The organism is Pseudomonas asplenii (genome assembly GCF_900105475.1).
GTDB classification, from domain to species: Bacteria; Pseudomonadota; Gammaproteobacteria; order Pseudomonadales; family Pseudomonadaceae; genus Aquipseudomonas; species Aquipseudomonas asplenii.
The window spans coordinates 5,262,113-5,276,101 of sequence record NZ_LT629777.1; the positions used below are offsets into that span (position 1 = coordinate 5,262,113).

Annotated in this window: 13 protein-coding genes; 8 read left to right on the top strand and 5 right to left on the bottom strand. The window is 60.4% G+C overall.

The window, feature by feature from the left end; translation table 11 throughout:
* The first annotated feature begins 104 nt into the window (after nucleotides 1–104).
* The 6 genes from BLU37_RS23290 to BLU37_RS23320 all read left to right on the top strand — a co-directional run bounded on the left by BLU37_RS23290 (nucleotide 105) and on the right by BLU37_RS23320 (nucleotide 5,110).
* Nucleotides 105–926: an ABC transporter substrate-binding protein gene (locus BLU37_RS23290; protein ID WP_010450848.1), complete on the top strand. Its 822-nt coding sequence runs from the start codon at nucleotides 105–107 to the stop codon at nucleotides 924–926.
* On the top strand, nucleotides 923–1,744 hold the full coding sequence (locus BLU37_RS23295) for an amino acid ABC transporter permease (RefSeq protein WP_090209357.1): 822 nt from the start codon (nucleotides 923–925) through the stop codon (nucleotides 1,742–1,744). Before BLU37_RS23290 ends, BLU37_RS23295 begins: the two co-directional genes overlap by 4 nt.
* 120 nt (nucleotides 1,745–1,864) lie before the next feature.
* A complete protein-coding gene (locus BLU37_RS23300) occupies nucleotides 1,865–2,443 on the top strand; it encodes an NAD(P)H-dependent oxidoreductase (protein ID WP_090209360.1) in 579 nt (192 codons plus the stop codon).
* A 75-nt stretch (nucleotides 2,444–2,518) separates the two neighbouring features.
* A complete protein-coding gene (locus tag BLU37_RS23305) occupies nucleotides 2,519–2,938 on the top strand; it encodes a MerR family transcriptional regulator (protein WP_090209363.1) in 420 nt (139 codons plus the stop codon).
* Between the two features lie 422 nt (nucleotides 2,939–3,360).
* The gene (locus BLU37_RS23315; protein ID WP_090209366.1) at nucleotides 3,361–4,287 is read left to right on the top strand and encodes a DHH family phosphoesterase; all 927 of its coding nucleotides are present in this window, start codon (nucleotides 3,361–3,363) and stop codon (nucleotides 4,285–4,287) included.
* A 253-nt stretch (nucleotides 4,288–4,540) separates the two neighbouring features.
* Complete coding sequence (locus BLU37_RS23320) at nucleotides 4,541–5,110, top strand: hypothetical protein (protein WP_090209369.1); 570 nt, start codon at nucleotides 4,541–4,543, stop codon at nucleotides 5,108–5,110.
* Between the two features lie 115 nt (nucleotides 5,111–5,225).
* Here the strand turns inward: BLU37_RS23320 and BLU37_RS23325 are convergent, their stop codons facing one another.
* Nucleotides 5,226–5,510 carry a hypothetical protein gene (locus BLU37_RS23325; RefSeq protein WP_029379552.1) on the bottom strand — a complete coding sequence of 95 codons (285 nt, stop codon included), beginning with the start codon at nucleotides 5,508–5,510 and terminating at the stop codon, nucleotides 5,226–5,228.
* A 62-nt stretch (nucleotides 5,511–5,572) separates the two neighbouring features.
* On the bottom strand, nucleotides 5,573–6,358 hold the full coding sequence (locus tag BLU37_RS23330) for a sulfite exporter TauE/SafE family protein (protein WP_090209372.1): 786 nt from the start codon (nucleotides 6,356–6,358) through the stop codon (nucleotides 5,573–5,575).
* 472 nt (nucleotides 6,359–6,830) lie between these two features.
* On the opposite strand from BLU37_RS23330, the gene BLU37_RS23335 reads away from it, so the two are divergent.
* Nucleotides 6,831–10,871 (top strand): Pls/PosA family non-ribosomal peptide synthetase, encoded by a 4,041-nt coding sequence (locus tag BLU37_RS23335; RefSeq protein ID WP_090209375.1) that lies wholly within the window; start codon nucleotides 6,831–6,833, stop codon nucleotides 10,869–10,871.
* Between the two features lie 17 nt (nucleotides 10,872–10,888).
* A complete protein-coding gene (locus BLU37_RS23340) occupies nucleotides 10,889–11,491 on the top strand; it encodes a 4'-phosphopantetheinyl transferase family protein (protein WP_090209377.1) in 603 nt (200 codons plus the stop codon).
* Nucleotides 11,492–11,547: 56 nt separating this feature from the next.
* Here BLU37_RS23340 and BLU37_RS23345 read toward each other — a convergent pair whose 3' ends face one another.
* The 3 genes from BLU37_RS23345 to BLU37_RS23355 form a co-directional block, all read right to left on the bottom strand.
* A complete protein-coding gene (locus tag BLU37_RS23345) occupies nucleotides 11,548–12,318 on the bottom strand; it encodes a class I SAM-dependent methyltransferase (RefSeq protein ID WP_010450874.1) in 771 nt (256 codons plus the stop codon).
* 43 nt (nucleotides 12,319–12,361) lie between these two features.
* Nucleotides 12,362–12,925, bottom strand: a complete 564-nt coding sequence (locus BLU37_RS23350; RefSeq protein ID WP_090209380.1) for a DUF4174 domain-containing protein — start codon at nucleotides 12,923–12,925, stop codon at nucleotides 12,362–12,364.
* A 75-nt stretch (nucleotides 12,926–13,000) separates the two neighbouring features.
* On the bottom strand, nucleotides 13,001–13,897 hold the full coding sequence (locus tag BLU37_RS23355; RefSeq protein WP_090209382.1) for a LysR family transcriptional regulator: 897 nt from the start codon (nucleotides 13,895–13,897) through the stop codon (nucleotides 13,001–13,003).
* Nucleotides 13,898–13,989 lie beyond the last annotated feature (92 nt).

The following is a 13,989-nucleotide window of genomic DNA, read 5'->3' on the forward strand; positions in this document are numbered from 1 at the left end:
ATAACTTCCTTGAATGTGCTTATGAAGAAAATTCACTATGTTCAGTACGCTTATAGCTATTTAATAGCTTAATTCTACTTACAAGCAACTTTTCAGGAGCTTACATGCGTTTTCCTTCCTTGCTGGGCGCGGGACTGCTCGCGCTTGCTGCTACTTCACAGGCTTTTGCCGGTGCCACTCTGGATCGGGTCGAGTCGCGCAAGGAACTGGTCAACGTGCTGATGGAAAGCTATCCGCCGTTCTCCTTCCTGAACGACCAGAACCAGCTCGATGGTTTCGACGTCGATGTAGCCAAGGCGGTCGCGCAAAAGCTCGGCGTCAAGCTGCGCCTGGAAACCCCCTCGTGGGACGTGATCGCCGCTGGCCGCTGGAGTGGCCGCTATGACATCTGCATCTGTTCGATGACGCCGAGCAAGGCCCGGGCCGAAGTGTTCGACTTCCCGGTGGAGTACTACGCTTCGCCTGCGGTGATCGTGGTCAACGCCAAGGATGACCGCATTCATTCGGCCAAGGATCTGGAAGGCCGCAAGGTCGGTCTGACCAGCGCATCCAGCTACGAGAGCTACCTGAACAAGAACCTGGTGATCGAAGGCGCCGAAGACAAGAAGATCGACTATCCCTTCGACTTCGTCCAGATCGCTCCCTATGACACCGATAACGTGGCCTTCCAGGACTTGGGCCTGGGCGCCGGGGTACGTCTGGATGCGATCCTGACCAATCTGGTGACCGCTCAACCGCGCCTTGACCAGGACAAGCGTTTCAAGCTGGCGGGCGCCCCGTTGTATGAAGAGCCCAACTCGGTCGCCATCGAGAAAGGCGACCCCGAATGGGACGCGAAGGTACGCCAGGTGTTCGCAGAGCTTAAAGCCGATGGCACCCTGAGCCGCCTGTCGCAGAAATGGATCGGTACCGACATCAGCAAATGAGTGCCTTCCCGCCTACCCCCAAGCCCGTGGTCAGCACCACGGGCCCACGCCTGTTCAGCTTTCGCACCCGCCTGTACCTGACCTGGCTGGTGCTGTTCGCCTTGTTCATCGCGTTCTTCCTGAGCTTCGACCTGAAGTTCTCGATCATCGTCGACAAGTTCCCCAACCTGGCCGGTTTCAAGCTGGGGCCGAACGGTTTCCTGCAGGGCGCGGCACTGACTCTGTTCCTCTGTCTGTGCTCGATGGTGGTCTCGGTCCTGTTCGGCTTCGCCGCGGCTCTGGCGCGGTTGTCGCAAAGCGCGGTCCTGGTGGGCATCGCCAGTTTTTACACGTCGTTCTTTCGCGGCACACCGCTGCTGATCCAGATCCTGCTGATCTACCTGGGGCTGCCGCAACTGGGCATGGTGCCGGGCGCAATCAGTGCCGGCATCATCGCCCTGTCGCTCAACTACGGCGCCTACCTGAGCGAGATATTTCGCGCCGGCATCCTCGGCGTCGCTCGCGGCCAGCGGGAAGCGGCGCTGGCCTTGGGAATGCGTGAGCCACAGATATTCCGGTATGTGGTCCTGCCGCAGGCCATGCGCGTGATCATTCCACCGACCGCCAACCAGTTCATCTCGATGCTCAAGGATTCATCACTGATTTCGGTGATGGGGGTGTGGGAAGTGATGTTCCTGGCGCAGTCCTATGGCCGCTCCAGCTATCGTTACCTGGAAATGCTGACCACCGCGGCAGTGATCTATTGGCTGCTGTCGATCCTGCTGGAACTGGTGCAAGCGCGGCTGGAAAGACACTTCGGCAAGGCTTACCGGCGGTGACCCTCGGGGATGGCGACCTCGCCATCCTGTCGATGCACCGAGCGAACCGGCCCCGTCCTGCCATTGACTCTCCCCTTAGGGGCACACCCTACCCTGGGACTCCACGTTCAGGATGCGGTGATGATGAGCAAACGAGTTCTGGTGATTCTGGGCCACCCTTCAGCCGAGAGCTTCTGTGGTGCGCTGGCCGAGCGCTATGCCGAAACAGCCAGGAACGCCGGGCATGAGGTCCGTGTGTTGCGCCTTGGCACCCTGGATTTCGACCCTGTACTGCACGAAGGTTACCGACAGGTCCAGCCACTGGAAGCGGACCTGCTCCAGGCCCAGACGGACATCACCTGGGCCGAGCACATGGCATGGGTCTATCCGATCTGGTGGGGAGGCATTCCGGCCTTGATGAAAGGCTTTTTCGACAGGACATTCCTGCCCGGTTTCGCTTTCCGCTACCGCCAGGGAAAAGCCTTCCCCGACCAGCTTCTCAAGGGGCGCACGGCTGACCTGCTGGTGACGATGGATACACCGCCGTGGTACTTCAAATGGGTCTACCGCATGCCCGGCCTGCACCAGGTGCGCAAGACCACCTTGCAGTTCTGTGGCATCAGGCCAATGAAGACCCTGATGTTCGGACCACTGCTCGGTTCCAGCGACCTGCAGCGAAATACCTGGCTGCGACAGACCGAGGCAATCGCCCGCCGCTGACTGGTCCGGGTTCCCGCTGCGATAGGGTTGTGCAAAGATGCGCCACCGCCCCATCCCGCTCGAAAAAGGACGTTCATGTACATCGGCAAAGCCGCCCAACTGTCGGGCACGACCGTCAAGACCATCCGCCACTACGAAGACATCGGTTTGCTGCCGCCCCCTCGGCGCGAAGGAAAATACCGGGTTTACAGCCAGCAAAGCGTCGAACTGCTGACGTTCATCAAATGCGCCCAGCAGTTGGGTTTCAAACTCAAGGAAATGCAGGCGATCCTCGAGGACCATCACGGCCAAGAGTTGCCCTGGGAAGTGGCGAGAAAAGCCATCGCCGATAAAAAGCAGGAGCTGATGACGCAGATCCAGGGGCTGCAAAAGATCCATGCGGGGCTGGAGGCGTTTGAAAGCATCTACGAGTCACTGCCAGATAGCGTCGCTCCCAGAACGCAGCCTACTCAATGTTCAATACTACCCTCGCATGAAGGCGCTGTTACGAGTTGAGCGCAATGGTGCTTCAGAAAGACATCCCTATCGACATGAATCCACCTTTAAAACCCAGTAAAAATGTCATAGCACCGTCATTTTAATATGAAATCTTTCCTCCGCCTGCAACATGACGTCGCGAGCATACCTGAGCGATAACGCTCTGCTTACAATATCCCCCGTCGATCTACGAGCCTCGGATGTCGACTACGCAATCGTATCTTCGTGAGCTTTCTCTCATTGCCGGGGATCAATACAAGGACACTCCAGATGGCGTTGAACTCACAGGCGATCAACGTGACAGGCGGGTCGGCCTGCTCGGATCGTAAAGCCAATGAGGAGGATGGATGCGAGCTCGCTTACGATCGCATCCTGGCAGGAATGGCTCATGCAATGAAGCTGCCCTTGGCAACTCGGAAGAGCACGGTGGCAGAGGTCTGATGAAAATCGTCACTTCCGGCTCGGCCTACCTCGACATTGACGCCTATGCCTGCTGCATTGCCTACGCAGAACTGCTGAATCAGCAGGGTGTCGAGGCTTGTGCAGTGAGCAGTGCACCGTTCAACGCCAGCATCTGCTCGACGGTACTGAGCTGGAACGGTGCCCTCGCCCGCCATGAGCCAGGCCCCAATGACACCTTTGTACTCGTCGATGTTTCAGATCCCCGGCACTTCGATCCCATCGTTGTCATGGATCGGGTGGTGGAGATCATCGATCATCATCCTGGCTTCGAACTGCACTGGGCCCAGAGGCTGGGAGCGAAGGCCGATATTCGTTCCATCGGTGCCGCAGCCACCCAGGTCTTCGAGCGCTGGGAGGCGTCAGGACTACTGCCCCGAATCAGCCAGCAAAGCGCCGCCTTGCTGGCAACGGCGATCCTGGACAACACACTGAATTTCAACAGCGCGATCTCAACGCCTGGAGATGCCGATGCATATCGTGTATTGGCAACTCTGGCGCAACTACCAGGAGACTGGCCAGCGCAGTATTTTCTTGAATGCCAGTCATCGATCGAATCAGCGCTGACAGACGCACTGAAAGCCGACTGCAAGCGGCTGCAGGTTTCCAGGCTTCCTGAAGTGTTTGCGCAACTGACCGTCTGGGATGCCAAGGGTTTGCTGATGAGATATCACCACACGCTGATCGCCTGGCTGAAAGCTCAAGGGGGTGACAGCTTGGTGAACCTGATCGGTATCGTCGATGGCAAGAGCTACTTTCTGGCTGATACCCAACGATCAAAGGACAAGCTCAGTCGTCTGATAAGCCTGTGTTGGGAGGAAGACGTGGCGGTGATTGAACCTTCGCTGCTGCGCAAAGAGTTGCTCGCCCTATCCCGATCGGCAGACCGTCAGTGCCCGGGCGGATGAATCGCCGGCCGGCCACGGTGAAACAGGCAAGACGCCGTTCAAGTTTGTCGAGCAGTTCAAACATCCGGGCCTTCAGCCTGCGCCCGTATTGACTGACTGGTCACTATTGACTATACCGTCTTCCAGGGACGGAACCCGGTTATCGACGATTCTTGGATAGATCGTTGCGAGTTGAAGTAACTCACGTCCTTTCTGGTACAGCAGTACGCGAAAGAAGCCGGGCATTTCGCGTTGTCATGGAAGGACAAACGCCTTGAGCATTCTCGATAACAGCATCAAACCGTCTCCCGAGGACTCCGCCGACCGTTTCACCGCTCGCCATCTTGCCGACTGGTTGGTGTTCTGCCTGATTATCTACATCAGCAGCGAGCTGGACCGCCTCCTGGGGCTCTGGATGCTGCTGATCCCGCTACTTACCGCTCCCGCCCTTATCGCGTCCTGCAGCTTCGTCGTAGGGGTCGTGGCCAACCTCTGGAAACGTCGCTGGAAACGCCTGGTCTCGGTCATCGTGGCCCCGGTCGTCACCGTCGGCCTGTTGACCGCATCGTTCCACTATGGGGTGGATGCCGGTTGGGTGAGTTTTCAACTGAAGCGGCATATCTACCTGGAAATGATCCGCAGCCTGCCGCAATCATCCGCGAAATATCATGAGTGGAGTTGGGGTTCGACCGGTGGAGATATCGGCACCAATGTCACCTACACCCTGGTCTACGATGAAACCGACAAGCCACTGACCCAGCCGAAGAACGAGCGGCGCTGGCAGGAAAATGCATCGGTGCAGCCCTACGGGCATCACTTCTTCCTGGTGACCGAACTGCTCTGAGAACCGCTACGCTTCAGGTGACATGATTTTTTCTGATTATCGAGCTTCTGCAGTAATCCACGGCCATGCTGCGCTTGGCAAGACGCAGTCATCGGCGCCGTAAGCTCTCGAAGTCCTACAAGCACACCCGATACCTGATTCGCCGATCAAATTCGTCCTCCGGGTTCTCATGGGTTTCCAGCACCTCCAGGAACCCGGAGCGTTCAAGATCCGTCAGGTCCTCAAGCGTCCAGCCTGCGGGAAAGTCACTGGAAATGTCCCGGCCCCGATGCTCGACCCAGTGGAACACCCCGAAAGGCAGATAGCCAAGCCACTCCGACTGATAGGTGATCTCGCCGACTCCGCTGGCTGCCACTACCGCTTCGATCCTGCCCCTGATGATTGGCTGACGATCACTCATGATGTTCCCAAATTCCTGCGCCAACTGAGCGAACATTATTTACGGAGCACCCGCCAGCCGGCTCAAAACACCAGCTTGTAGCCGATCGCGAACAGCATCAGTGCCAAAAACGGTCGCAGCAAACCATCGGGTACACGGCCAGCCAAGTGGCTGCCGACATAAATACCTGGCAACGAGCCCATCAACAGGAAGCCCAGCAGCTCCCAGTTCAAGTTGCCCATACTCGCATGGCCCAGCCCCGCCACCAGGGTCAGCGGCACTGCATGGGCAATCTCCGTGCCGACCAGACGTCGTGTCGGCAGGAAAGGATAGAGGATGAACAACGCCACCGTGCCCAGGGCGCCGGCACCGATGGACGTCAGCGCGACCATGGTGCCGAGGACCAGCCCGGTCAGTACCGTCAGGCTGTTCAACTTAGATGGGCTGATCTGCGAATGGTCGACGCCACGCCGATGGGCAAACGCCAGCAAGCGATTCTTGAACAGCACCGCCAGTGCAGTCAGCAACAGCACGACGCCCAGAGCATATTTGATGGTGCGGTTCAGCTCATCGGGCGCTGCATGCAGGCTGCTGAGAAACCACAGGGTCAGCAACACCGCAGGCACGCTGCCCAAGGTCAGCCAGCCGGTGATCTTCCAGTCGATATTGTCGTTGCGCTTGTGCACCAGCACACCACCGGACTTGGTGATGGCCGCGTACAGCAGGTCCGTGCCCACGGCGGTGGCCGGGTTGATACCGAACCACAACAGGATCGGCGTCATCAGCGAGCCGCCACCGACCCCCGTCATACCGACAATAAAGCCGACCACCAAGCCTGCTACGACAAAACCGAAATTACCGACATCCATTAGCCAATCCTGGGAGTCTGACACGACGACAGAAAAATTGGCGGGCAGCATAACGGTTAATGTTATGAGCATTTATAAAAATATAATCTAACGTTATAACCGATTTCACCCCGCGGCCTCCCAGGTCCCTCCTCCCATCGTTCCCCTTTCTGCCCTGCGATGTCCCGCGCCCCTCTATCTGCCCTGTTCCGGAACATCGCTGGCAGCCGGTGCTTCGACAAAGTGCAAGCACCTCTGACGTTCAACTGCCGTACAGCTCCGTTCTGAGAGACTTCAGTCATCAGCAGTATCAGCAGCGATACATAAAGCCCTGGGAAGCCCGAAATCAAAGGCCCCTTCAGGGCGTAAATGTATCAAAAATGACATGTAACAAAATATTTCAAAACGTACAGCCAATGGATGGCGCACCCAGCGGTTTCGACGTGGAGCACAAAGCCTCAGCCCCCGTCACAACAGAGTGAACAGCGCACTTATGAACAGAGCACTAGCGCAAGAACCACGTCAGACCATGGCGATATCGGACGTTTTGTACGGGCCGATCCAACCCGAACTGCTGCACGAGGAAATCCTCGCCGATCTGCTGGAGGCCACGGCCAGACGCATGCCTGATCAGATCGCGCTGATCGCCGGTGAGCGTCAGCTCAGCTATCGCGAACTGGATGCGCAAGCCGATCGAGTCGCCTCGAGCCTTATCTGTGCCGGTGTCCGCCCAGGCCAGATCGTCGGCCTATGGTTGCCCCGGGGGATCGAGCTGCTGGTGATGCAGGCCGCCATTGCCAAGGCCGGCGCTGCCTGGCTGCCGCTGGACCAGGACACGCCGGTCGAACGCTTGCAGGTGTGCATGGAGGATGCCGCTGCCGTCGGTGTAGTCAGTTGCGAACAACTGGCCCCCAGTCTGGCCGGCACCGGCTTGCAGGTATGGACCGCCGAGGCCCTGCTGGCTCCCAACACCGAGCCCCTGGTGCGCCGCAGCGGCGCCCTGCCCGATCACCCGGCCTACGTGATCTACACCTCCGGCTCCACTGGCAAGCCCAAGGGCATTCTCATCAGCCAGCGCAGCATCTGCCACTTTCTGCGCAGTGAAAACGCGATACTCGGCATTCACGCGGCAGACCGGATCTATCAGGGTTTCTCGGTGGCCTTCGACATGTCCTTCGAGGAAATCTGGATCGCCTACCTGGTCGGTGCCACGCTGTGGATAGGCCCCAAGGAAATCAGCGGCGACCCCGAAACGCTGCCACGCATGCTCAACGAACAGCGCATCAGTGTGCTGCATGCCGTACCGACGCTGCTCGCACTCTTCAGCGAAGAAGTACCCAGCCTGCGCCTGATCAACCTGGGCGGCGAGATGTGTCCCGAATCGCTGGTCGAGCGCTGGAGCCGGCCTGGCCGGGAAATATTCAATACTTACGGCCCGACCGAAGCCACGGTGTCCGCCAGCCTTGCGCGCCTGGTCCCCGGGCGGCCGGTCACCATCGGCACACCGTTGCCCAACTACGGCCTGCTGGTGATCGCCAACGACGCCGACAATACCACCGGCTGGACCCCGAGCCTGCTGCCACGGGGCGAAACCGGTGAGCTGTGTATCATTGGCCCCGGCCTGGCCGAAGGCTATCTGGGCCGTCCCGATCTGACTCGGGAGAAGTTCCTGGCCAACCCCTGGAGCACCGGCTATCACGATGCCCGTCTGTACCGCACTGGCGACCTGGCCCGCATTGATGTCGACGGCCAGGTGCAATGCCTGGGACGTGCCGATGATCAGGTGAAAATCCGCGGTTTCCGCGTTGAACTGGGTGAAATCGAGGCGCTGCTGGCACAACAGCCGGGCGTCGGCACCGTGGCGGTGCTGCTGCGTAACGACAATGGCATGGATCAGTTGGTCGCCTACCTGGTCCCCGATCACTCGCTCGATGAAACCACCCTCCCCCCGCTGCTGCGCAAGGCACTGCAGTTGCAACTGCCACCCTACATGGTGCCGGGGCGCTTCGAACTGCTGGACAGCATGCCCCGCCTGACGTCCGGCAAGATTGACCGCAAGGCCCTCAGGGCTCGCCCCCTGAGCCTTTGCACCACTGCCGCGCAGGAAAGTGACCTGCCTGAAACCGTCGCCGAACAGGTGCTGTTCGCGGCCTTGGAGACGCTTTTCCCCGGTCAGCCGATCAGCCGCAACGCCGACTTCTTCACCGACCTGGGTGGCCACTCCTTCTTTGCCGCGCGGCTGGCCTCGGCCTTGCGAGCCGATCCGCGCTTCGCTCACGTCACCGTGCGCGACATCTACCAGCAACGGCGGGTCGGTGCGATTGCCCAAGTGCTGGAGCAGACACCGCAAGCTCAGGCTCCCCAGGCCGAATGGACAGTGCCGTCGGCGTTTCGCCGCTGGCGTTGTGCAGTCGCCCAGGCGCTGGCATTGCCGCCCATGGTGTGCCTGCGCATGATGCAGTGGCTGGCCCCGTTCTTCACCTTCCACTACCTGACCGGCAGCCCGGGCGACTCCATGGCTGTGGCCACGATCGCCTCGATCGGGGTGTTCCTCGCCGCGACCCTTCTGCAGTTCGTCATTGCGATCGCGGGCAAATGGTTGGTGGCCGGCCGTCTGCAGCCTGGGACTTACCCACTCTGGGGTCTGACCTACTACCGTTGGTGGCTCGCCGACCGCCTGCTCGAATCGGCACCGGTCTACCTGCTCAGCGGTTCACCGCTCTACCCGATGTGGCTGCGGGCACTGGGAGCCCAGATCGGCAAGGACGTGAGCATCGGCTCGATGAGCCTGCGGGCGCCGGATCTGTTGCGCGTGGGCGCAGGTGTCAGCCTGGGTAACGCCGTGAGTTGCGAAAACGCCCGGGTCGAACGCGGTCAGTTGCATTTGGGCCGTATCACTCTGGATGAACAGGCCTGCGTCGGCTCCTACGCGATCCTCGAAGGCAACACCCGCCTGGGGCGCTACGCCCGTCTGGAAGGTCAATCAGCCCTTGCCGATGGTCAGCAAATACCCGCTGGCCGTGTCTGGCGCGGCTCTCCGGCCCGCGACAGCGGAGCTTTCGATCCCCAGCGCCTACCTCCTCGGCCGCTCGTCAGCGCACGACGCCGATTGGCCGAAAACCTGTTCTTCGTGTTCGGCATTCTGTTGATCGCCACCCTGTTCTTTATCCCGGTGTTTCCAACCTTCGCCCTGATCGACTGGTTCGATGAGCAGAACCTGATGACCTGGCTGCAAGGCGACGGCGTCGGTATCCAATTGGCACGCTATTTCGTCCTGGCGCTGCCAGCCAGTGCCGTGTTGATCGTCGCCACCGCCCTGGTTTCGGCGGGTATCCGCAAGGTCGCCCTGCCGCGCCTGGCCCCAGGGCGCTATCCGGTACACAGCAACACCTATTGCGCCAAGTGGCTGGCCAGCCATATCCAGGAAGCGGGCCTGAATGTGCTCTCGGGTATCTACGCCACGGTTTACGCTCCGGCCTGGTACCGCCTGCTGGGCGTCAAGGTCGGCCGTGATGCGGAGATCTCCAGCGCCCAGGGTGTGGTGCCCTATATGCTGACGCTGGGGGATGAAACGTTCATCGCCGATGCGGTGATGCTCGGGGACGAGCAGGTCGAAGGCGGCTGGATGTCCATTCAGCCGACAGTGATCGGCCACCGCAGCTTCATCGGCAACGGCAGCTATGTCCCCGATGGCACCGTGGTGCCGGAAAACGTGCTGATCGGCGTGCACTCCTGTGCACCGACCACTGCCGAACTTCGCGACGGCGATACCTGGTTGGGCTCACCGGCGATCAACCTGCCGGCGCGCGAGCAGGTCAGCGGCTATCCCGAATCCCTGACCTTCCGCCCTTCGCCATGGCGGCGCCTGGCTCGCGGCCTGATCGAAGGCCTGCGTATCGTCATTCCCCATGCCCTGGTGATCGCAGTGGGCTACACCGTCATGCTCGACCTGATGCCCCTGGCTGGCGACGAGCGCTGGGGAGCGGTGCTGGCTTACCTGGCGCTGATCGGCCTGGCCTATGGCGTGAGCAATTACCTGTTCGTGGTGGCCTGCAAGTGGCTGGCAATGGGCCGTTACCGCAAGCGGGCCGAGCCGATGTGGACACCGTTTGTGTGGCTCTCGGAAAGCGTCACCAGCCTCTACGAAGGCATGGCCGTGCCCAACTTCATGCGCTACCTGAGGGGTACGCCGTGGTTGCCATTGGCGTTCAACCTGCTCGGCAGCCGGATCGGCAAAGGCGTCTACATGGACACCACCGATATCACCGAATTCGACTGTGTGACCATCGGTCATGACAGCGAACTGAACGCCATGGCGAGCCCCCAGACGCACCTGTTCGAAGATCGGGTCATGAAGATCGATCATGTGCAGATCGGTCAACGCGTCTATATGGGACCACGCAGTGCGGTGCTCTACAGCGCACAGGTGGCGGACAATGCGCGCCTCGGTCCCCTGACCCTGGTGATGAAAGGCGAACATATCCCCGCCGGGAGCAGTTGGGCCGGCTGCCCTGCCGCACCCGCACAAGCCTGAGTCGCGCAGGAACGGTGATGCTGAGTTTGCCCCTTCACTCCTGGCCGGGGCCGCAGCCCTCCTGGCAACAAGGCATCCTGCTGATAGGTACCCGGCACAAGCCGGGCACCTCACGGGCCGAGGCTCGGGAGCGGATTCGTCAGGCTCTGGGCAGTGTCCTCGCGCAGACCCTGAGCATCCGGGCAGACGCCATCAGCTTCCCCCGTAACCCCGGCAATCGCCCTCGCGTGCTCATTGCCGGGCGGGCTGAACCGGGGCTCTCGATCAGTCATGAAGGAACACTCTCGGTAGCGGCCTTGAACCTGCACGGTGCCGTAGGTATCGACTTGATGCAGGTGCAGGAAGTGCCGGATTGGGAAACCATCGCCTGCGACTACCTGGGGCCACACACCACCCGACAGTTGCAACAGGTCGCCGAAGAACAACGCCCAACGGCCTTTGCCCAAGCCTGGTGCCTGCGTGAGGCAATGCTCAAGTGTGCCGGGCTACCCCTGGTGGAGTGGTCAGACACGACACAACCCCCGGGCCGCAGCTTCACACTGGATCTGCCTGCAACAGTGCAGGGTGTCGTGGTATTACCTGATGCAGAGGATGCTTGGGCACCTGGCTTGACCGCATAGGCTGCTCAGCCAGCGCTGGACATCCGGCAGAACCGGACATCCGAAAGTACTGCGCATCAATCCAGACGGATGCCGCTATAGGCTTCGGTACGATAGGGAAAAGCGATGGTTTTGCGGCCACGCAAGTCCGGATGAGTCTGAATGAGGTGGTGAAGCTGCTCGGCGACAGCGGTCTTTTCCGGCGCCGATAGCGCGGCAATAAAACTGACTGACAGAAAACGATCGATGATCACCTCCTGCGGCGTACCCACATGGCTGTACTCGAAACGGCTCAGTTCCAGCGTCGAGAAGTAACGACCGTTGAAGGGCAAACGCCAGGCTCCGGTATGGAAACGCGGAGTATCACCTTCGTAGGGCGTGATGATCCGGGTGATTTGCGCTACCCAGTCCACCGATTCATCACGCACGTTCCACACCAGCCCCAGTCGCCCGCCGGGCTTGAGCACTCGATGAATCTCGGCCAGCGCCGCCTCATGGGCAAACCAGTGAAAAGCCTGGGCGCACGTCAGCGCATCGGCTGCGGCAGAGTTCAGAGGCATGCTATCGGCCGTGCCGGACAACGCGCGAACCTGCGGCAAGCGCGCAACCAGCTCGGCCCGCATGGCTTCGACGGGCTCGATCGCCGTCAGCGTTGCCCCGGTCTCCGTGAGCAGGCGAGTAAACTTGCCGGTACCTGCGCCCAGGTCGACCACCTGGGCACCAGGGCCAATGCCCAAGGTATCGCGCAACCACGGGAGCAGCTCGGAGGAATAATCCGGGCGCCCATTGGCGTAGGTCTTGGCCTCGGCACTGAAACCAACGTTTGCAGCCTTGTGAACACCCGACATACCGACGATCTCCTCAAGTCAATGGTGCGAAATACCAGCCGAATCAGTCATCCAGATCTTTGGGCGCCGCCGTTGCCTTACCCGGCTTTTCCGCCTTGCCGGGCTTGCCGCCCTTCTCCGGCTTGGCCTCGACGGCGGCTGGCGGTGGCGTCGGCGCGACAATTGCCTTCTCAGAGGCCGGCAACGCATCGACCGCCTTGAACACCTCGGCTATCGGCAACGGCCCGTCATGTTCGAGGGTCCGCTGCTGGCCGTCCTTGCCGACCAGGATCACCGTGGACTTGCCTTCCGGCGTGACGCCCAGCTTCAACCCGCGAATCAGCGCCATGGTGGTCGGCTGCTCCATGAACTTGTCGGCACGCTTGCCCACGGTCTGCGCCACCTCGTAGAAGACCATTTGACGCTCGTCGAACGCCTTGCGGTTGGCCGGGTCGTCGAGGGCCTTTTTCAACCCGACCAGGGTCGGGTCGGCGGTGCTCGGCGCAATCACCACCAAGGCACGGGATTTTTCGAAGTCCTGGGCCAACGGAGAGTCGACATCGGCGGCCAGCAACGGGCCAGACGCGAAGACCGACAGGGTGGCGAAGGTCAAAGACCGGACGAACATACACACCTCCTTTGAATATTCATGGGGTAATGATTGCGCATCGTAGGAAAAGATCCACAAGGGGCCGAGTTATTTCTAAAAATTCAGGTAACGGGATCTTTCTTCCAACAGGATATCGAACAATGCCTGAGCCGCCGTAGACAGCTCATGCCCCGGTTTGGTCAACACGCCGATGGCCCGCTCGACCACCGGATCGTGCAAGGTGATGCAGCGCGCGCCCAGCTCGCGCATCTGCCCGACACACAATGCTGGCACCGCGCTCACCCCCAGGCCGCTGGCAACCATCCGCCCCACTGTCGCCAGTTGATGGCTCTCGAATTCCACGGGCAAGGTCATGCCCCGGGCACGCAGATGCTCCTCCAGCATCACCCGCACATTCGACGGGCGCTGCAAGGTAATGAAAGGTTCGCACAGCAACCTGTCCCAAGCGATTTGCGTGGCTTCGGCCAGCGGCGAATCCGCGGGGACCACGGCAACGAAACGATCCACATACAAGGGAGTGAAACGCAGCGACGAGTTCTGCAACGGTTCGAAAGCCACGCCCAGCTCCACCTGGCGATCGCCGACCATCTCCAGCACCTGCTCATTGACTACATCATTCACCGCCACATTGACCTGGGGGTAGCGGGCGCGAAAGGTCTTGAGAATCGCCGGCAACAGGTTGCCGGCGAACGACGGCATCGCCGCCAGGGTCACCCGTCCTCGCTGCAGGGTGAAACGCTGGCGCAACTCGTCCTCGGCATTATCCCAATCAGCGATCAGGCGCCGGGCCAAGGGCATCAGCGCCTCACCTTCCGGAGTCAGGGCGACGTTGCGGGTATTGCGGCTGAACAGGCGCCCGCCCAGCCCGTCTTCCAGGGCCTTGATGGTCAGGCTCAAGGCCGATTGCGAGAGGAACAGACGCTCGCCCGCCACCGCGAAGCTCAGGCTCTGGGCAACGGCGAGAAAAGCCCTAAGCTGTTTGACGGTCATCGCGGTACTCTCTCGACTGCTCGCTATTATTGAACTTTATCAATCAATCAAACCTAAAAATCAACTTAACAAATAAATTTCCCGGAGCAACA

Coding starts and splice junctions, on each gene's coding strand:
- BLU37_RS23290 (WP_010450848.1), top strand. CDS start 105: ATGCGTTTTCCTTCCTTGCTGGGCGCGGGACTGCTCGCGCTTGCTGCT.
- BLU37_RS23295 (WP_090209357.1), top strand. CDS start 923: ATGAGTGCCTTCCCGCCTACCCCCAAGCCCGTGGTCAGCACCACGGGC.
- BLU37_RS23300 (WP_090209360.1), top strand. CDS start 1,865: ATGATGAGCAAACGAGTTCTGGTGATTCTGGGCCACCCTTCAGCCGAG.
- BLU37_RS23305 (WP_090209363.1), top strand. CDS start 2,519: ATGTACATCGGCAAAGCCGCCCAACTGTCGGGCACGACCGTCAAGACC.
- BLU37_RS23315 (WP_090209366.1), top strand. CDS start 3,361: ATGAAAATCGTCACTTCCGGCTCGGCCTACCTCGACATTGACGCCTAT.
- BLU37_RS23325 (WP_029379552.1), bottom strand. CDS start 5,510: ATGAGTGATCGTCAGCCAATCATCAGGGGCAGGATCGAAGCGGTAGTG.
- BLU37_RS23330 (WP_090209372.1), bottom strand. CDS start 6,358: ATGGATGTCGGTAATTTCGGTTTTGTCGTAGCAGGCTTGGTGGTCGGC.
- BLU37_RS23335 (WP_090209375.1), top strand. CDS start 6,831: ATGAACAGAGCACTAGCGCAAGAACCACGTCAGACCATGGCGATATCG.
- BLU37_RS23340 (WP_090209377.1), top strand. CDS start 10,889: ATGCTGAGTTTGCCCCTTCACTCCTGGCCGGGGCCGCAGCCCTCCTGG.
- BLU37_RS23345 (WP_010450874.1), bottom strand. CDS start 12,318: ATGTCGGGTGTTCACAAGGCTGCAAACGTTGGTTTCAGTGCCGAGGCC.
- BLU37_RS23350 (WP_090209380.1), bottom strand. CDS start 12,925: ATGTTCGTCCGGTCTTTGACCTTCGCCACCCTGTCGGTCTTCGCGTCT.
- BLU37_RS23355 (WP_090209382.1), bottom strand. CDS start 13,897: ATGACCGTCAAACAGCTTAGGGCTTTTCTCGCCGTTGCCCAGAGCCTG.